This window comes from Caulobacter sp. 10L414, assembly GCF_056395525.1.
In genome coordinates, this window is record NZ_JBFTJR010000004.1 from 32,858 (window position 1) to 50,566 (window position 17,709).

Genomic DNA, 17,709 nt, shown 5'->3' on the forward strand with positions numbered 1-17,709 from the left:
AAGGCCAGTCTGCATCGAACAGGAGACCGTCATGGAACTCGTCATCGGCACCAAGAAGTGGTCGACCTGGTCGCTGCGGCCCTGGCTCGTGCTCAAGCGCGTCGGCGCGCCCTTCAAGGAGATCGAGATCGAGCTGCGGCGCGGCGACGCCACCGAGGCCGACATCGCCAAGCACTCGCCCAGCAAGCTCGCGCCCGCCCTCAAGGACGGCGACCTGGTGGTCTGGGATTCGCTGGCGATCTGCGAATACCTGGCCGAGAAGTTCCCCGAGGCCAAGCTGTGGCCGACCGATCCCGAGCTTCGCGCCCTGGCCCGCTCGGCGGCGGCCGAGATGCATTCGGGCTTCTCGTCGCTGCGCGGCGAGTGCCCGATGGATCTTGGCCTGATCAAGAAGGCCGACCTGTCGGAAGCCACCCAGAAGGACGTGCGCAAGATCACCGAGCGCTGGAACCAGCTGCTGAAGCGCTCGGGCGGTCCGTTCCTGCTGGGCGAGTGGTCGATCGCCGACGCCTTCTACACCCCGGTCGCCACCCGCTTCCGCACCTACGGCGTGCACCTGTCGGACTATGGCGACACCGGCGCGGCCGGCGCCTATTGCGAGCGCCTGCTGGAGACGCCGGAGTTCCTGGCCTGGGAAGCCGCGGCCTAGGGCCCGTACTGATTGAAAGCTCCAAGAGACTTGTCATCCCGGCCGAAGGAGCGCGTCAGCGATCCGTAGAGCCGGGATCCCCCACGCCTGCAGATCCGAAAACGGTGGGAGATCCCGGCGCTTCGCTGCGCTACGGCCGGGATGACAAGCTCATAGATGGTTGAAAATGCTGGGTCGTGGGGCGGATCAGTTGCGGCCAGACCCTAAGCCGTCGGGAAGAAGCGCATGTAGGGCTCGGCCTCCTTCAGCGTGCGCGCGTAGGAGGGGCGGGCCTTCAGCCGTTCGAGATAGGCCGCCGCGTTGGGGCGCTGCGGCGCCAGCGGCATGACCTTGTCGGCATAGAACATCGCCGGAGCCGCGGCGCAATCGGCCATCGAGAACGTCTCGCCGGCCGCCCAGGTGCGGCCGTCCATGTCGCGTTCGACGATGTCGAGCGCGGTCGCCAGATGGGCGCGCGCCTCGGCCAGGCCGTGCGGGTCCTTGGCGTTGGCCGGCCGGATGCGGTCGTTGACGATCTTCTGCATCGGGACCTGCACCGACAGGTCGAAGAACCGATCCCTGGCCCGCACCTCCAGCGCCAGGTCGCGATCCTGCGGGATCAGGGAGACGGCGCCCGGGTGATGGATCTGAAGGTATTCGATCAGGATCGAGCTTTCCGGCACGACCGCGCCGCGGCCCGTATCCTCCAGCACCGGCATCCGCGCCATTGGCCAAAGCGCCCGGAACGCTTCCGCCGAGGCCGGATCGCCGAAGTCGACCATCCGCTGCTCGAACGGCAGGTCGAGTTCGTACAGGGCCGTCAGCGCCTTGTGGCAGAACGACGAGAGCGGGTGGGCGTGCAGGATCAGCGCCATCGGTTTCCTCCCAGCGGCGGGGAAGACCCCCTCCGGCCCTTCGGGCCACCTCCCCCAGAGGGGGAGGATCTGGCGAGTTAAGCAGATGCTCCCCCTCTGGGGGAGCTGTCACCGAAGGTGACTGAGGGGGCTTACAGCCCGAACGCCTTCAGCAGCCGGTCGGCGGCGGCGGAAGCCGGCAGGCCGCCGGTCCGCACCGCGCCTTCGGTCTCGTCGACCAGCGCGGCCACGGCCGGCGCAGCGCGGAAGGCCTCGGCGAGGCGGTCGTTGACCATGGCCCACATCCAGCGGGCGTCCTGGTCGGCGCGGCGGGCGGCTCTAGCGCCATTGGCGCTCATCACCTCGCGGTGGCGCTGGACCTGGCTCCACAGCACGTCGAGCCCCGCGCCGGTCAGGCCCGAGGCGGTCAGCACCGGCGGCGTCCAGTCGCGGTGGGCGGGGGTGAGGATGTGCAGGGCGTTGCGATAGTCGCGGGCCGAACGCTCGGCCTTGGTCGGATCGGCGTCGGCCTTGTTGATCACCAGGAGGTCGGCCAGTTCGATCAGGCCCTTCTTGATGCCCTGCAGTTCGTCGCCGCCGCCGGGGATCAGCAGGGCCACGAAGATGTCGACCATGTCGGCGACGACGGTCTCGGACTGACCCACGCCCACGGTCTCGACGATCACCACGTCGAAGCCGGCCGCCTCGCACAGCAGCATCGCCTCGCGGGTCTTGCGGGCCACGCCGCCCAGCGCGCCGCCGGACGGGGAGGGGCGGATGAAGGCGTTCGGATCGACGCTGAGCCGCTCCATGCGTGTCTTGTCGCCCAGGATCGAGCCGCCGTGCCGACCCGACGACGGGTCCACGGCCAGCACCGCCACCTTGCAGCCGTCGGCGGTCAGCGCGCAGCCCAGGCTCTCGATGGTGGTCGACTTGCCCGCCCCGGGCACGCCGGTGATCCCGACGCGCTGGGCGCGGCCGGTATGCGGCATCAGCTTTTGGAGAAGCTCGCGGGCGGCGGCCTGGTGGTCGATCCGGCGGCTCTCGACCAGGGTGATGGCGCGGGCCAGGGCGGCGCGCTCGCCGGCCAGCAGGCGGCGTTCGAGATCGGCGATGTCGAGGGCGGGCGGAGACACGCCCCCGACTTAGAGGACGACCGCCGTGCCGGAAACCGAAACCATCATCATCTGCCCGTTGGGGCCGACGGTGTTGTAGTCGAGGTCGACCGCCAGGATGGCGTTGGCGCCGACCTTCTGGGCCTCTTTCATCAGGCCCTTCAGGGCGTCCTCGCGGGCGCGTTCCAGCACGCGTTCATAGGAGCTGGAGCGGCCGCCGATGAAGTCGCGGATCGAGGCCAGCAGGTCGAGCACGACGTTGGCGCCGAGGATCGCCTGGGAATAGACCGCGCCCTTGTACTCCTGGACCGGACGGCCCTCGATGAACGGGGTGGTCGAGATCAGCATGCCTGCGGGTCCTTCGATCGATGGCGCATAGTTAAGCATAAACGGCGCGGGCCGCGAGGGGCTCCGGCGCTGCACGCACGGCGATACGGCGAAGTTTCGCCTCTTGCGGGAAACCGGCTTTCGGCAAGCCTGGCCTTGAGGCAGATTGCCCGCGCTGAAGCTGGGGGGCTGGCCGTTGTTCTTCGCCAAATCGCATCTCGACCTGCACAACATCCGGGGCAGCGTCGAGCGCACGGTCAAGCTGTCCGACAACATCGTCGGCGTGGGGCCGGTGGGCATCGGCCTGGACGGCATCCTGGCCTGGTTCGGCGGGGCGGGCTCGCTCTACTCGCTGGGCGCGGGCGGGGTGCTGATGTTCGACGGCGTGCGGGCCAGGGCCGCGCCGATGGTGCTGATCCAGATGGCCGCCGTGCTGCTGATCGACGCCCTGCTGCCGTTGGGGCCGCCCGGCCTGGGCGCGGTGGCCGACACCCTGTTCACCGGCCAGAAGTGGGCCGGCGGGATGTTGATCAAGCACATGGACGACACGATCTATTTCGAGGGCTCGCGCAAGGAAGCCCAAGGTACGGCCGAGTATCGCGACCTGCTGGAGCGGATCCGCTCGGGCAAGGAAAAGCGCCGGGTGGTGTTCCTGGGCTGACAACCAAGCTTGCGGCGGAGCGTTGAGACCACATGACCGACGAAGCCGCCCTGCATGGCGAAGTGATCGATGCCAAAATCCTTGATGGGGGCCCCGCCGACCATCGGCGGCGGGCGCACAAGGCCTGGCGCAACGCCGAGACCATCAAGCGCCTGTCCGACCGGCTGATCGGCGTTGGTCCCTTCGGCATCGGCCTCGACGGCGTGCTGGCCTGGGTGCCGGGCGCCAACACCGCCTACAGCCTGGGCGCGGCCGCCGTGCTGGCCTATCACGCTTGGCAGGCCAAGGCTTCGTTGCCGACCGTGGCGCGGATGGCCGGCTACATGCTGTTCGACAGCTCGACCAGCGCCGTGCCCGTCGTCGGCTGGGCGATCGACACCCTGTTCCCCGGCCACCTGATGGCGGCCAAGGCGCTGCAGAAGGACATCGAGGCCCGCCACGGCGCGCCCGAGGAGGTCGACCTCAAGCGCCGCAAGAAGAAGGCCAAGGCCGGGAAACGCTGAGGCGGATCGACATTCATCCAACCGCGACGCCCAATAGGCCGATTTTCCCCGCGAAGGCGGGGATCCAAGCTGAGGTTCAGGCTTGGGCGCGGCCGTGGACTATCGGCGACCTCGGCTTGGGTCCCCGCCTTCGCGGGGATGCTCGGTGAAAAATCGGGGCAAGCGATTGAATGCCGATCCGCCCTAGTCGGTCAGCGGATGGGCTTCAGGTCGGCCAGGCACAGGCTGAGCTGGGGCAGGACGAGCGACGTCACCGTATCCCGCGCCGAATAGCGCACGACGTCGCGATAGACGCCGCCGCTGAGGCTACGGTGCACGACGATCTCGGCGCTGTTGACGTCCACCATCCAATAGTCGCGCACGCCATGGTCGGCATAGAGGTCGGCTTTCACCGAAAGGTCCTTGGCGACAGTGCTTTGGGCGACTTCGATCACGAGGCCGACATTGCGCCCGTCGATCGTGTTCAGCGGCAGTAGGGCGTCATAGGCGTAGAGGTCGGGATCCGGCGCATAGGTGGCCGCAAGCCGCAGCGTCGAGTCCACGATCACTTCGATCGCCTGTCCTGCCTGGGCGAGGAGCACCTTGGCGATCTGCATCTTGACGCGCGTGTGCTCGGCGCCTTCCGAAGCCATCTCGACCAGCCCCCCGTCGATCAGCTCGACCCGGGCGTCGGCGTCGAGAATGCCGGCGTCCTGCATGCGCAGGACGTCTTCCAGCGTGAACCGGTGAGGTTCTGAGGTTTCGAGCGCGCGGGCCAGGGCGTTCATGGGGGAACGATAGCACGAGCCTGGCGATGCGTAACGCTGTGCGCTCAGAGCACCAGCCGGCCGCGGGGCGGCTCGGCGACGGGCTTCAGCATCCATTGCCGGCCGTAGGCGATCCACCAGACGCCGAGGCCGGTCAGCAGGCCGACGCCGGTGCAGAGCGGCCAGGCGCCTTGGATCTCGAAGAAGAGGCCGTCGCGGAACGAGAACCAGGCCACACTCGCGCCGATGGCGGTTCCGACCAGGGCCGCAGCCCACGGATAGTGACGCTCGATCTGGGCGAGCAGGGCCCAGGCCGCGAGACCGGCGGCCAGGTAAGGCCAACCGAGCAGCAGGCCCATCATCGGCGCGGCGAGAACGTAGGATTCCGCTTCGGCGCCGCTGTGCGGAAGGCGTGGAACGAACAGGTCGTACACCGTTCCCAGGATCAGCGACGGCGCGAGGTGGCTGAACAGAGCCCCCGCGATCACCCTCGGCATGGTCGTCCGCTCGCTCGCCCTGTGCACCCGCATCTCCCGCCTATCGCGATCGGGCGATGAGAGGGCGCGCGGATGCAGCCGGCTTGGCGCTCGCGGTGGAGAAACGGTGCAGAGGTCGCTACGCCGCCTCGCCCTGGGTGTAGCCCAGCTGCTTGTTCAGCTTGTCGAGCAGTTCGATCACCGCCTCGGCGATCACCGTGCCGGGCGGGAAGATCGCCGCGGCGCCGGCGTCGCGCAGGGCCTGGAAGTCCTGCGGCGGGATCACCCCGCCGACCACCATCATGATGTCGGCGCGGCCCTGCTTGCCCAGCTCCGCCTTCAGTTCCGGGGCCAGCGTCAGGTGGCCGGCCGCCAGCGAGCTGGCGCCGACGATGTGGACGTCGTTTTCCACGGCCTGGCGCGCGGCCTCGGCCGGTGTCTGGAACAGCGGGCCGATGTCGACGTCGAAGCCGAGGTCGGCGAAGGCGGTGGCGATCACCTTCTGGCCGCGGTCGTGGCCGTCCTGGCCCATCTTGGCGACCAGGATGCGCGGGCGGCGGCCGTCGGCCTGGGCGAAGGCCTCGACCATGGCCTTGGCGCGGGCGGTGGTGGGATCGGAACCGGCTTCCTTCATGTAGACGCCCTGGATCGACTTGATCTCGGCCCGGTGGCGGCCGAACACGCGCTCGAGCGCGTCGCTGATCTCGCCCACCGTGGCCTTGGCGCGGGCCGCGTCGACGGCCAGCGCCAACAGGTTGCCGGTCCCGCGTGCGCCGTCCTCCAGCGCCTGCAGCGCGGCCTGCGTGGCGGCCGGATCGCGCTCGGCCTTCAGGCGGGCCAGCTTTTCGAGCTGCTGGTTGCGCACCGAGCTGTTGTCGACCTTCAGCATCGGGATGACGTCGGCCACCTCGGGCTTGTAGCGATTGACGCCCACGACGCTCTGGCGATTGGAGTCGATGCGGGCCTGGGTCTTGGCGGCGGCTTCCTCGATGCGCAGCTTGGGGATGCCCTGCTCGATGGCCTTGGCCATGCCGCCGGCCGCCTCGACTTCCTCGATGTGGGCCAGGGCTTTCACCGCCAGGTCATGGGTCAGGCGCTCGACATAGAAGCTGCCGCCCCAGGGGTCGGCGACGCGGGTCGTGCCGCTTTCCATCTGCAGGAACAGCTGGGTGTTGCGTGCGATGCGGGCCGAGAAGTCGGTCGGCAGGGCGAGCGCCTCATCGAGAGCGTTGGTGTGCAGGCTCTGGGTCTGGCCGTTCACGGCGGCCATGGCCTCGACGCAGGTGCGCGAGACGTTGTTGAACACGTCCTGCGCGGCCAGCGACCAGCCCGAGGTCTGGCTGTGGGTGCGCAAGGACAGCGAGCGGTCGTCCTTGGGCTCGAACTCGCGCTTCATCAGGCGGGCCCACAGCAGGCGGGCCGCGCGCATCTTGGCGACCTCCATGAAGTAGTTCATGCCGATGGCCCAGAAGAAGGAGAGGCGCGGGGCGAAGGCGTCGATGCTCATGCCGGCCGCCACGCCGGCGCGGGCGTACTCGATGCCGTCGGCCAGGGTGTAGGCCAGCTCCAGGTCGGCCGAGGCCCCGGCCTCCTGCATGTGGTAGCCGCTGATCGAGATCGAGTTGAACTTGGGCATGTTCGCCGAGGTGAAGGCGAAGATGTCCGAGATGATCCGCATCGAGGGCGCGGGCGGATAGATATAGGTGTTCCGCACCATGAACTCTTTGAGGATGTCGTTCTGGATCGTGCCCGACAGCTTGTCGGGCGAAACGCCCTGCTCCTCGGCGGCGACGATGTAGAGCGCCAGGATCGGCAGCACCGCGCCGTTCATGGTCATCGACACGCTCATCTTGTCGAGCGGGATGCCGGAAAAGAGGGTGCGCATGTCGAGGATCGAGTCGATGGCGACGCCCGCCATGCCGACGTCGCCCTTCACCCGCTCGTGGTCCGAGTCATAGCCGCGGTGGGTGGCCAGGTCGAAGGCCACCGACAGGCCCATCTGACCGGCCGCCAGGTTACGGCGGTAGAAGGCGTTCGAATCCTCGGCCGTGGAGAAGCCGGCGTACTGGCGGACCGTCCAAGGGTTGGTGACGTACATGGTCGGGTAGGGGCCGCGCACGAAGGGCGCGACGCCGGGGCGGCCGTCGGTGAAGTCCAGGCCCGCCGCGTCGTCGGCGGTGAAGGCGGGGGCGACGTCGACGCCCTCGGGCGTGCTCCAGGCCTTGCCGGCCTCGGGGGCGACGGCGGGCTCGGGCGCCTCGAAGGCGACGTCGGCGAAATCGGGGAACTTGCTCACGGCTCAGGCTCCCTCGAAGGCGGCGGCGAAGCGGATGGGCGTCAGGGGCGGGCAGCGGCTGTCGGGGCCGGGCAGGCGCGGGTCGGGACCGTCGACGGCGAAGGCGGCCGGATCGGGCGTCTCGACCTCCGGCGTCTTGTCGTCGGCGTTGGGGAAGGCGGTGACGCCCAGGATCTTGCGGCTCTTGTCGGCGAAGGACGCTTCCTGGCCTTGCCGGGTTTCGGCGACGATATCGGCGATCAGGCCGCTTTCCAGCGCCTTGACGATGCCGCCGTCGGCTTCGATGGCCTGGAAACCGCCCCAGGCGGCGCGGGCCAGCTGGTCGGTCAGGGTGTCGAGGTACCAGGCGCCGCCGGCCGGGTCGGCGACACGGCCCAGGTGGCTCTCTTCCATTAGGACGAGCTGGGTGTTGCGGGCCTGGCGGCGGGCGAAGGCGGTCGGCAGGCCGATGGCGTCGGTGAAGTTTCCGAGCACTACCGTGTCGGCGCCGCCCACCGCGCCCGCGAAGCCGGCGGCGGTCAGGCGCAAAAGGTTGGTCCAGGCGTCGGCCCGGGCTAGCATCCGCTGCGACGAGCGGGCCTCGATGCGGGCGGGGACGTCGACGCCGCAGGCCTTGGTCAGTTGCGCCCAGAGCGACCGGACGGCGCGCACCTTGGCCACGCCCGTGAAGTACTCGCCGTCCAGGCTGACGCCCAGCACGATGCGCGACCAGGCTTCATTCATGGAAAGGCCCGAGCGGACCAGGGCCTTGGCGTAGGCGACGGCGCTGGCGGCCATCACCGCCAGCTCCTCGGCGTTGGAGCCGCCGGCCTCGTGCACGGCGCGGCCGGTGGCCAGGAACAGGCTGGCCACCGCGTAGGTTTCGGCGAGGCGCGCGCCGACCGTGGCGGCGCTGAAGACGTGGCTCTCGATCGGGCCGGGGCTGACGCCGGCCAGCATCCAGGCGCTCAGCGGGTCCATGTGGAAGGCCAGCGGCGCGTTGGGCGCGGCCTTGGCCAGGGCGCCCAGCCAGTCGGCGGCCTTGGGGCCCAGGAACCCGGCGTCCAGCGCCACGGGGGCGAGGTCCAGCAGCACGCCGTCCAGCACGCGGGCCAGGTCGTCGCGCGAGCCGACCGCGACGCCGGTCTGGCCGGCCGGATCCAGCGCCAGCAGCACCGAGGCCGCGCCGTTCTCCAGGTCCTTCAGGATCTCGCCATTGGCGTGCTTGGCGTCGGGGTGGGCGACCTTCGTGCGGAGGTCCCAGGGGCGGTCGATGTCGCGGGCGCGCAGGTCGCGGGCCACGGTGACGGCGTCGTCGGCGGTGTAGAGCGGGCGGATGGCGATCCCGTCCGGGGTGGCGCGCGTCAGGGTCTCGTCGAAATCGGCCCCTTTCAGGGTCTTCTCGACCAGTTTCAACCACTTGGCCTGGGCCAGGGCTTCGTCGGGCGGGCCGAAGTCGTCGGCCAGTTGGGCGGGCGCCTCGCTCACGACGGGGTTCTCCTGCGGTGCGGCATTCTTGTATTTTGATGCAGTTGCGCGCCTGCCGCCACGGAGGTCAAGCGCTTGCAAGTCCCATGAACAGGCGTTTAAGCTAACGCTGTTAACATGCGCGGCGCGTGACGTCGCGGAACGAGGAGACCCCCGTCCCATGGCTCTGCCGCCCATCCTGCGCGACCGTCTGCGCCTGCCGGTGATCGCCTCGCCGCTATTCATCATCAGCAACCCGGACCTCGTCATCGCCGAGTGCAAGGCCGGCATCGTCGGCTCGTTCCCGTCGCTGAACGCTCGCCCGCTGTCGCAGCTGGACGAATGGCTGGCCCGGATCACCGAGGAACTGGCGGCGTGGGACAAGGCCCATCCGGACATGCCGTCGGCCCCGTTCGCGGTGAACCAGATCGTCCACAAGACCAACAACCGCCTCGAGCAGGATCTCGAGCTGTGCGTGAAGTACAAGGTGCCGGTGGTGATCACCTCGCTGGGCGCGCGCGAGGACCTGAACCAGGCGATCCACTCGTACGGCGGCATCACCCTGCACGACGTGATCAACGACCGTTTCGCCCGCAAGGCTGTCGAGAAGGGGGCCGACGGCCTGATTCCCGTGGCGGCCGGGGCCGGCGGCCATGCCGGCGCCATCTCGCCCTTCGCTCTGGTGCAGGAGATCCGCACCTGGTTCGACGGCCCGGTGGCCCTGTCGGGCGCCATCGCCAGCGGCCGCTCGATCCTGTCGGCCCAGGCCATGGGCGCGGACCTGGCCTATATCGGCTCGGCCTTCATCGCGACCGAAGAGGCCAATGCTCCCGAGGCCTACAAGCGGACGATCACCGAGGCCAACGCCAGCGACATCGTCTACTCGAACCTCTTCACCGGCGTGCACGGCAACTATCTGCGCCAGTCGATCGTCGCCGCGGGCCTGGATCCCGACAACCTGCCGGAAAGCGATCCCTCGAAGATGAGCTTCGGCTCGGGCGGCAACCAGGACGCCAAGGCCTGGCGCGACATCTGGGGCTCGGGCCAGGGCATCGGCGCCATCAAGGAAGTGCTGCCGGTCGCCGAACGCATCGCCAAGCTGGCGGAGGAATATGAGGACGCCAAGGCCGAACTGGCGGCCAAGACGGCCCTGACGGCCGGTAATCGCCTGGCTTTCGCCGCCGAGTAGGACGGGGATTGCGCCGGGGACGAAGGCGGCGTCGTCCCCGGCTGCTCCGGCAAGGCGATCCTGAGCGGGTTCGAAACCGCCAGGAGCGCCTCATGTCCGACGCCGCCACGCCCCGCCTTTCGCTGCCTTACGTGGCCGCGGGGCAAGCCCAGAAGCACATCACGGTCAACGAGGGCCTCGCCCGGCTGGACGGCCTGGTCCAGCCCTGCGTGATCAGCCGCACGACCAGCGTCCAGCCGCCCGCGCCCGCCGACGGCGCGATGTGGATCCGTCCCGCCGCCGCGACCGGCGCCGATTGGGCCTCCGCTTCCGCTCACAGCCTGATGCGCTTCGAGGCCGGGGCCTGGGAGGCGATCGCCCCCGCCGCCGGCTTCACCGCCTGGATCGCCGACGAGGGCCAGGTGGCGGTGTTCACCGGCTCGGCCTGGGCGGCGCTCTCGTCGACCTTCCAGGGGCTGACCGCCGCTCGCTCGCCGTTCGGGGCCGACGTGCGCGTCGAGATCCGCGAGGTCGAGGCAAGCCTCACCGGCGCCTCGGTGGCGACGGCCGCCGTGATCCCGGCCCGCTCGATCGTGCTGGGGGTCTCGACCCGCACCAGCGCCGCCGTCACCGGCGCGATCTCCTACAGCTGCGGCGTGGCCGGCGAGACAGGCAAGTTCGGCAGCTCGCTGGGCGTGGGGCTGAACGCCAGCAACATCGGCGTGGTGGGGCCGACGGCGTATTACGCCGACACGCCCGTGGTGCTGACGGCGGCTGGCGGCAACTTCGTCTCCGGCAAGGTGCGGGTGTCGATCCAGCTGTTGCGGTTCGAGGCGCCGGCGGCGGTGTAGGGGGGGCTTCTTCCCGTTAGCCCGTCATTCCCGCCCTTGTGGCGGGAAACCCTGGTTCCGCTGACATGTGAGGCGCAAGCGGCGTGCCGAGCACGCCGCCCCATCCACACCTGCGGCTGACAGAGGGGTTCCCGCCACAAGGGCGGGAATGACGGGAGCGGGGGAGCCGCCCACCCCCCTCCGCCAGCCGACCACACCCCAACTTGCGAATGGCTCTCTGCTTGATCCGGGCGGCGGGTGCGGCTACACGCCCGTCATCCCTTGGGGAGTAGCCGCCCGCGCCTATCAGCGGGGCCCGCCGTCAACATACTTGGTCTTTCGGGACCATGGCGCGGGCGAGGAAAGCACCGACAGCTTTCCTGGCGAGACCAATGGCGTCGTTTTCCGTCCGGGCTGGGCGGGGAAACGGTCGCTGTTGTCTTGTCTGCGCTCGGCCCCGCAACGGTGTTTCATGGAATCCCTGCTCGTCTCGACCCTGGTCGTGGCCATCGCCGAAATCGGCGACAAGACCCAGCTTCTGGCCATCATCCTGGCCACGCGGTTCAAGAAGCCGATCCCGATCATTCTGGGCATCCTGGTCGCCACCCTGCTGAACCACGCCCTGGCGGCGCTGGCCGGTTCGCTGGTCGCCCAGTACCTGCAGGGCGCCTGGTTCCAATGGCTGATCGCCATCTCGTTCATCGCCATGGCCGGGTGGGCGCTGATCCCCGACAAGGCCGACGACGAGGATGGCGGCGCGGTCGGGCGCTACGGCGTGTTCGCCACCACGGCCGTCGCCTTCTTCCTGGTCGAGATGGGCGACAAGACCCAGATCGCCACGGTGGCCCTGGGCGCCCAGTTCCACAACGTCGTCATGGTGGCCGCCGGCACCACGCTGGGCATGATGCTGGCCAACGTGCCGGCCGTGTACCTGGGCGAGGCGGCGACCAGGATCGTGCCGCTGAAGTATGTGCGCATCGGCGCGGCGCTGATCTTCCTCGGGATCGGCCTTTGGGGGATCGCCAGCCTGCTGGGTCTCTTCAAGTAATGACGTAGGCGGGGGCGGGAGCTATTCACGGGTCGAAGTGATCCGGAGCCCCCGCCCCATGACTCTCGAAGACCCGCGCGCGACCGGTTGGGAATTCTGGATCGATCGCGGCGGCACCTTCACCGACATCGTCGCCCGCCGGCCCGACGGACGCCTCGTCACCCACAAGCTGCTGTCGGAAAATCCCGAGCAGTACGAGGACGCCGCCGTCGCGGGCGTTCGCGCCCTGCTTGAACAGGGCGGCGGCGGGACGGCCGTGGCGGTGAAGATGGGCACCACGGTGGCCACCAACGCCCTGCTCGAGCGCAAGGGCGAGCCGACGGTGCTGGCGATCACCAAGGGTCACGCCGACGCCCTGCGCATCGGCCAGCAGGCCCGGCCCAAGCTGTTCGACCGCAACATCGTCAAGCCCGAGGCGCTCTACACCCAGGTCGTCGAGATCGACGAGCGCGTCGGCGTCGACGGCGAGGTGGTGCGCCCGCTGGACGAGGCCGCCGCCCGCGAGGGGCTGCAGGCCGCCTACGACGCCGGCTTCCGCGCGGTGGCGATCGTGCTGCTGCACGGCTTCCGCTTCACCGACCACGAGGCCCGGGTCGCGGCCATCGCCCGCGAGGTCGGCTTCACCCAGGTTTCGGCCAGCCACGAGGTCAGCCCGCTGATGAAGCTGGTCGGGCGGGGCGACACGGCGGTGGTCGACGCCTATCTGTCGCCGATCCTGCGCCGCTATGTCGACCAGGTGGCCTCGCGTCTCGGACAGGAGACGCGGCTCTTCTTCATGCAGTCGAACGGCGGCCTGACCGACGCGCGGGCCTTCCGGGGCAAGGACGCCATCCTGTCGGGTCCGGCCGGCGGCGTTGTGGGCATGGCCAAGACGGCGGCCGAGGCGGGCTTTTCCCGCGTCATCGGTTTCGACATGGGCGGCACCTCGACCGACGTCTGCCACTATGCCGGCGAGTACGAGCGGGCCTACGAGACGGTGGTGGCCGGGGTGCGCATGCGCGCGCCGATGATGAACATCCACACCGTGGCGGCCGGCGGCGGCTCGATCTGCAGCTTCGACGGCGCGCGCCTGCGGGTGGGCCCGGCCTCGGCCGGGGCCAATCCCGGTCCGGCCTGCTATCGCCGCGGCGGGCCGCTGACGGTGACCGACTGCAACGTCATGCTGGGCAAGTTGCAGCCGGAGTTCTTCCCGCACGTCTTCGGCCCGAACGCCGACCAGCCGCTGGACCGCGACGTGGTCGCGCAGCGCTTCGAGGCGCTGGCCGCCGAGATCGAAGCGGCGACGGGCCGCGCCATGACCCCGGCCGAGATCGCCGAGGGGTTCCTGACCATCGCCGTCGAGAACATGGCCAAAGCCGTGCGGCAGATCTCGATCCAGCGCGGCTACGACGTCACCCGCTACGTGCTGGCGTGCTTTGGCGGAGCAGGCGGGCAGCACGCCTGCCTGGTGGCCGACGCACTGGGCATGAAGACGGTGATGATCCACCCGTTCGCTGGCGTGCTCAGCGCCTATGGCATGGGCCTGGCCGACCTGCGCCTGCTGCGCGAGGCCACGGTGGAGCAGCGCCTGGACGAGGCCGCCGCGACCCTGCCGGCCCGCGCCGCCGTCCTGGCGGCGGAGGCGCAGGCCGCGCTGCGCGCCCAGGATGCGCCGCTGGTGACGGTCGAGACAGAAGCGGCCCTGCTGGTGAAGTACGCCGGCACCGACACGCCGCTGCGGGTGCCGCTGACGGACGCGGAAGGCGTAAAGGCGGCGTTCGAGGCGCTGCATCAGCGCCGCTTCGGCTTCGTCTCGCCGGCGACGCCGCTGGTGGTCGAGACCCTGAGCGTCGAGGCGATCGGCCATGCCGACGCCGGCGCCGCGCCCGATCTGGGCGTCGGGCAGGGCGGGGCGGGCGGCGTGCTGGCCGTCGTGCCCGCGCGGCTGGCCGGCGAGGCCCATGATGCGCCGGTGCTCGACCGCGCCGGCTTGTTGATCGGGGCCGAGGTGGCCGGGCCGGCGATCATCCGCGAGGCCACCGGCACCACTGTGGTCGAGCCCGGCTGGCGGGCCCGCGTCGATGCGCATCACAACCTGATCCTCGACCGCGTCGAGGCCCTGGCCCCGCGCCGGGCGGCCGGAACCGAGGCCGACCCGGTGATGCTGGAGGTGTTCAACAACCTCTTCATGGCCGTGGCCGAGGAGATGGGTTTCGCCCTGCAGAACACCGCCTATTCGGTGAACATCAAGGAGCGGCTCGACTTCTCCTGCGCCCTGTTCGACCGCGACGGCAACCTGATCGCCAACGCCCCGCACATGCCCGTGCACCTGGGTTCGATGGGCGACAGCGTGCGCGCCATCCGTGATGGCCGCAGCGGTGACGGCCGGGGCATGAAGCCCGGCGACGTCTACATGCTGAACGCCCCCTATGCCGGCGGCACCCACCTGCCGGACGTGACGGTGGTCATGCCGGTGTTCGACGCGGCCGGGGCTCTGCTGTTCTACGTCGCCGCGCGCGGCCACCAGGGCGATATCGGCGGGATCACCCCGGGCTCGATGCCGCCCGGCAGCAAGACGGTCGAGGAGGAGGGCGTCCTCATCGAGAACTTCCTGCTGGTCGAGGGCGGGCGGTTCCTGGAGGCCGAGACGCGGGCGCTGCTGGCTGGCGGCAAGTGGCCGGCGCGCAATCCCGACCAGAACATCGGCGACCTGAAGGCCCAGGTGGCTGCCTGCGCGCGCGGCGCGGAAAGCCTGACCGGCCTTGTCGCCGAGTTCGGCCAGGACGTGGTCGAGGCCTACATGGCCCACGTGCAGGACAACGCCGAGGAGGCCGTGCGCCGCGTGCTGGCCAAGCTGTCGGACGGCGCCTTCGCCTACGAGCTCGACGACGGCAGCGTGGTGAAGGTCGCCATCGCCGTCGACCAGACCGCCCGCACGGCGCGGGTCGACTTCACCGGCACCAGCGACCAGGTGCCGACCAACTTCAACGCCCCGGCCTCGATCTGCCGGGCGGCGGCGCTGTACGTCTTCCGCACCCTGGTGGACGACGAGATCCCGATGAACGACGGCTGCCTGCGGCCCGTCGAGCTGGTCATTCCCGAGGGCTCGATGCTGAAACCCCGCTATCCGGCGGCGGTGGTGGCCGGCAATGTCGAGACCAGCCAGGTGGTGGTCGACGCGCTCTATGGCGCGCTGGGCGTGATGGCGGCCGCGCAGGGCACGATGAACAACTTCACCTTCGGCGACGAACGGCGGCAGTACTACGAGACCATCTGCGGCGGAGCCGGCGCAGGGCCGGATTTCGACGGCGCCGACGCGGTGCAGACCCACATGACCAACAGCCGCTTGACCGATCCCGAGGTGCTGGAAACCCGCTATCCGGTGCGGGTCGAGGCCTTCTCGATCCGGCGCGGCTCGGGTGGCGCGGGCGAGCATCACGGGGGCGACGGGGTGGTGCGCACCATCGGCTTCCGCGAGCCTATGACCGTGACCCTGCTGTCCAACCGCCGCCGCGTGCCGCCGTTCGGCCTGCACGGCGGGGCCAGCGGCGCGCTGGGCCTTGCGCGGATCGAGCGGGCCGACGGGAGCGTGCAGGCCCTGGCCGCCACCGACGAGGCCCAGGTCGGCGCAGGGGATCGCGTGGTCATCGAGACGCCGGGCGGCGGCGGCTGGGGCAAGGCCTGAGCACGATCGTGGGGCGGTTGCTGAAAGAACCGGATGGTCCGGGCATGTCCTTCCTCAAGGCCTTCGGCGCGACGCTGGGGGCCGTTGGCTTTCCCGTCCTGATGCGCGTGTTCTTCGTGGCCGAGGGCGACGCCGAGGGACGGATCATCATGGTCCTGCTCGTCTTGGGCGTGGCCGTCTTCGCCGGACTGGCCTGGGCCGTACGCAGCCTGCTGCTGCGATGGGCCTATGACCGGGTGACCCGCGGGCCGTTCTGAGCGGTCGACGGCGCGGCGCGGGGCCGCTAAGCCAGCAGGGCGCCACAGGAGACGTCACCAGCATGAGCCGCGCCCCCCTTATCGCCCGCCGCACCCTGATCGGCGTCGCCGGCCTGCTGGTCGCCGCGCCGGGCCTGGCCCTGGCCGCCGGCAAGCCGCGCGTGGCCATCCAGACCAGCGCTGGCCTGATCGTGGTGGAGCTGGAGGACAAGAAGGCGCCGATCACCTCGGCCAACTTCCTGCGCTATGTGGACGCCAAGAAGTACGACGGCGGGACCTTCTATCGCGCCTCGCGCACCAAGGGCGTGAAGGGGGCGGGCTCGATCCAGGGCGCGCCGCCGCCGCGCGCGCGCCGCTTCGCGCCGATCGCCCACGAGAGCACGACCAAGACCGGCATCCGCCACAAGCCGGGCGTGATCTCGATGGCCCGCAACGCGCCGGGCACGGCCACGTGCGACTTCTTCATCTGCGCCAGCGCCATGCCGTATCTCGACGCCCATCCGGGCGCGAAAGGGGACAATCTGGGCTTCGCCGCCTTTGGGACTGTCGTTGAGGGCCTGCCGATCGTGAAGAAGATCCTTGCCATGCCGACCGGCGGCCCCGCCTACACCGAGGCGATGAAGGACGAGATGCTGAAGGCGCCCGTCCAGATCCTGAGCATGAAGCGGGTGGGCTAGGCTCGCATCTGATCGCCTGTCGGACACGTAGCTGCCTTTGGGGCTTTCCCGGAGGCGCGGTTGCGGACGCTATCGATCCTGATCCTGGCCTTCTTCGGTGCTTCGCCGGCCTGGGCCTTCGAACTGTCGCCGCAGGCCCAGGCGACGCTGGCGCGTGGCGAGGCCCATGCCGAGGTCTCGCCCGATCCGGCTGGCGCGACCGGCGGCCAGGTTCGTGGAGTCGTCGACATCCCCGCGTCGCCAGACAGGGTATGGGCGGTGCTGACAGATTGCGCGAGCGCGGCGCGGATGATCACCAACCTTGAACGCTGCGCGGTGTTGTCGGGCGATCAGAAGCGAGGCTGGGACGTGCGTGAACATATCACGCGCAAGAGCCTGTTCTTTCCCCGCATGCGCATCGTGTTTCGATCGGACTACGAGATGCGCCGACGCATCCGGTTCCGCTTGGTCGAAGGCGACCTCAGGGCCGAGGAGGGGCAATGGCGGCTGGAGCCCCTGAACGGCGGGGCCGGCACGCGGGTGTTCTATGAAAATCGCCTGTCGGTGGACTGGGCGATCCCCAAGGCGCTGCTGCGCGCCGGGCTCCGCAAGGACACGCCCAAGGCCCTGGTCCGACTGCGCGAGGCGTGTCTCGAAGCGACCTAGTCCTTTTCCGCCAGCTTGGCCTCCAGCCGCGCCAGCGTCGCCTTGATCTCTTCCTGCTCGGCGTGGCTGAACTCGTTGGCGTCCTTGATGCAGCGCGAGCAGATGGTGCCGATCAGCAGCGGCAGGATCAGCAGAAGGGTGACGTGCATCAGCAGCACGGCGACCACCCGTCCGCCGGGCGTGGCCGGGTAGAAGTCGCCATAGCCGACCGTGGTGGCCGTCACGCAGGCCCACCAGATGGCGTCGAGATACGACTTGCCCTCGAAGAACGCATAGGCGCCGGCGGCGGCCAGCAGGATGACGAGATAGGCGACGAGCAGTTCGCGAACCGTGTCGAGGTATTTCATCATCTGCTGGCCTCCCGGCCT

The 17,709-nt window shown here is 69.8% G+C and carries 18 protein-coding genes and 1 riboswitch; of the genes, 10 read left to right on the forward strand and 8 right to left on the reverse strand.

Features of this window, described 5'->3' with window-relative positions; all coding sequences use genetic code 11:
• Positions 1–31: 31 nt before the first annotated feature.
• On the forward strand, positions 32–649 hold the full coding sequence (locus AC1DCG_RS02285; RefSeq protein WP_477029539.1) for a glutathione S-transferase family protein: 618 nt from the start codon (positions 32–34) through the stop codon (positions 647–649).
• 203 nt (positions 650–852) lie between these two features.
• Here AC1DCG_RS02285 and AC1DCG_RS02290 read toward each other — a convergent pair whose 3' ends face one another.
• The 3 genes from AC1DCG_RS02290 to AC1DCG_RS02300 form a co-directional block, all read right to left on the reverse strand.
• A complete protein-coding gene (locus AC1DCG_RS02290) occupies positions 853–1,503 on the reverse strand; it encodes a glutathione S-transferase family protein (protein WP_477029540.1) in 651 nt (216 codons plus the stop codon).
• A gap of 131 nt (positions 1,504–1,634) precedes the next feature.
• Complete coding sequence (meaB, locus tag AC1DCG_RS02295; protein ID WP_477029541.1) at positions 1,635–2,618, reverse strand: methylmalonyl Co-A mutase-associated GTPase MeaB; 984 nt, start codon at positions 2,616–2,618, stop codon at positions 1,635–1,637.
• A gap of 9 nt (positions 2,619–2,627) precedes the next feature.
• Positions 2,628–2,945, reverse strand: a complete 318-nt coding sequence (locus AC1DCG_RS02300; protein ID WP_165259373.1) for a heavy metal-binding domain-containing protein — start codon at positions 2,943–2,945, stop codon at positions 2,628–2,630.
• A 175-nt stretch (positions 2,946–3,120) separates the two neighbouring features.
• Between AC1DCG_RS02300 and AC1DCG_RS02305 the strand changes: the two genes are divergently transcribed.
• Together AC1DCG_RS02305 and AC1DCG_RS02310 are read left to right on the forward strand one after the other, a co-directional pair.
• Positions 3,121–3,585 carry a DUF4112 domain-containing protein gene (locus tag AC1DCG_RS02305; RefSeq protein WP_477029542.1) on the forward strand — a complete coding sequence of 155 codons (465 nt, stop codon included), beginning with the start codon at positions 3,121–3,123 and terminating at the stop codon, positions 3,583–3,585.
• Between the two features lie 32 nt (positions 3,586–3,617).
• Positions 3,618–4,088 carry a DUF4112 domain-containing protein gene (locus tag AC1DCG_RS02310; RefSeq protein WP_477029543.1) on the forward strand — a complete coding sequence of 157 codons (471 nt, stop codon included), beginning with the start codon at positions 3,618–3,620 and terminating at the stop codon, positions 4,086–4,088.
• Between the two features lie 191 nt (positions 4,089–4,279).
• Here the strand turns inward: AC1DCG_RS02310 and AC1DCG_RS02315 are convergent, their stop codons facing one another.
• From AC1DCG_RS02315 to AC1DCG_RS02330, 4 genes are all read right to left on the reverse strand, one after another.
• Positions 4,280–4,855: a Uma2 family endonuclease gene (locus AC1DCG_RS02315; RefSeq protein WP_477029544.1), complete on the reverse strand. Its 576-nt coding sequence runs from the start codon at positions 4,853–4,855 to the stop codon at positions 4,280–4,282.
• A gap of 44 nt (positions 4,856–4,899) precedes the next feature.
• Positions 4,900–5,331 carry a hypothetical protein gene (locus AC1DCG_RS02320; protein ID WP_477029545.1) on the reverse strand — a complete coding sequence of 144 codons (432 nt, stop codon included), beginning with the start codon at positions 5,329–5,331 and terminating at the stop codon, positions 4,900–4,902.
• A 118-nt stretch (positions 5,332–5,449) separates the two neighbouring features.
• Entirely contained in the window at positions 5,450–7,606 is a 2,157-nt protein-coding gene (gene scpA / locus AC1DCG_RS02325; RefSeq protein WP_477029546.1) for a methylmalonyl-CoA mutase, read from the reverse strand.
• Positions 7,607–7,609: 3 nt separating this feature from the next.
• Positions 7,610–9,052 (reverse strand): methylmalonyl-CoA mutase family protein, encoded by a 1,443-nt coding sequence (locus AC1DCG_RS02330; RefSeq protein WP_477029643.1) that lies wholly within the window; start codon positions 9,050–9,052, stop codon positions 7,610–7,612.
• Between the two features lie 181 nt (positions 9,053–9,233).
• Here AC1DCG_RS02330 and AC1DCG_RS02335 point away from each other — a divergent pair, with 181 nt between their 5' ends.
• The 7 genes from AC1DCG_RS02335 to AC1DCG_RS02365 all read left to right on the forward strand — a co-directional run bounded on the left by AC1DCG_RS02335 (position 9,234) and on the right by AC1DCG_RS02365 (position 17,341).
• Positions 9,234–10,241, forward strand: a complete 1,008-nt coding sequence (locus AC1DCG_RS02335) for an NAD(P)H-dependent flavin oxidoreductase (protein WP_477029547.1) — start codon at positions 9,234–9,236, stop codon at positions 10,239–10,241.
• Positions 10,242–10,333: 92 nt separating this feature from the next.
• Entirely contained in the window at positions 10,334–11,071 is a 738-nt protein-coding gene (locus AC1DCG_RS02340; RefSeq protein ID WP_477029548.1) for a DUF2793 domain-containing protein, read from the forward strand.
• A gap of 247 nt (positions 11,072–11,318) precedes the next feature.
• Positions 11,319–11,432: riboswitch (yybP-ykoY riboswitch) on the forward strand.
• A gap of 90 nt (positions 11,433–11,522) precedes the next feature.
• On the forward strand, positions 11,523–12,098 hold the full coding sequence (locus tag AC1DCG_RS02345; RefSeq protein ID WP_477029549.1) for a TMEM165/GDT1 family protein: 576 nt from the start codon (positions 11,523–11,525) through the stop codon (positions 12,096–12,098).
• Between the two features lie 58 nt (positions 12,099–12,156).
• Positions 12,157–15,762, forward strand: coding sequence for a hydantoinase B/oxoprolinase family protein (locus tag AC1DCG_RS02350; protein ID WP_477029550.1), 3,606 nt, complete (start codon positions 12,157–12,159; stop codon positions 15,760–15,762).
• Positions 15,763–15,806: 44 nt separating this feature from the next.
• Entirely contained in the window at positions 15,807–16,019 is a 213-nt protein-coding gene (locus tag AC1DCG_RS02355; protein WP_165259356.1) for a hypothetical protein, read from the forward strand.
• A 62-nt stretch (positions 16,020–16,081) separates the two neighbouring features.
• Positions 16,082–16,696: a peptidylprolyl isomerase gene (locus tag AC1DCG_RS02360; protein WP_477029551.1), complete on the forward strand. Its 615-nt coding sequence runs from the start codon at positions 16,082–16,084 to the stop codon at positions 16,694–16,696.
• A gap of 60 nt (positions 16,697–16,756) precedes the next feature.
• A complete protein-coding gene (locus AC1DCG_RS02365; protein WP_477029552.1) occupies positions 16,757–17,341 on the forward strand; it encodes an SRPBCC family protein in 585 nt (194 codons plus the stop codon).
• On the opposite strand, the gene AC1DCG_RS02370 is transcribed toward AC1DCG_RS02365, so the two are convergent.
• Entirely contained in the window at positions 17,338–17,691 is a 354-nt protein-coding gene (locus tag AC1DCG_RS02370) for a potassium channel family protein (protein ID WP_477029553.1), read from the reverse strand. The genes AC1DCG_RS02365 and AC1DCG_RS02370 overlap by 4 nt on opposite strands.
• Positions 17,692–17,709 lie beyond the last annotated feature (18 nt).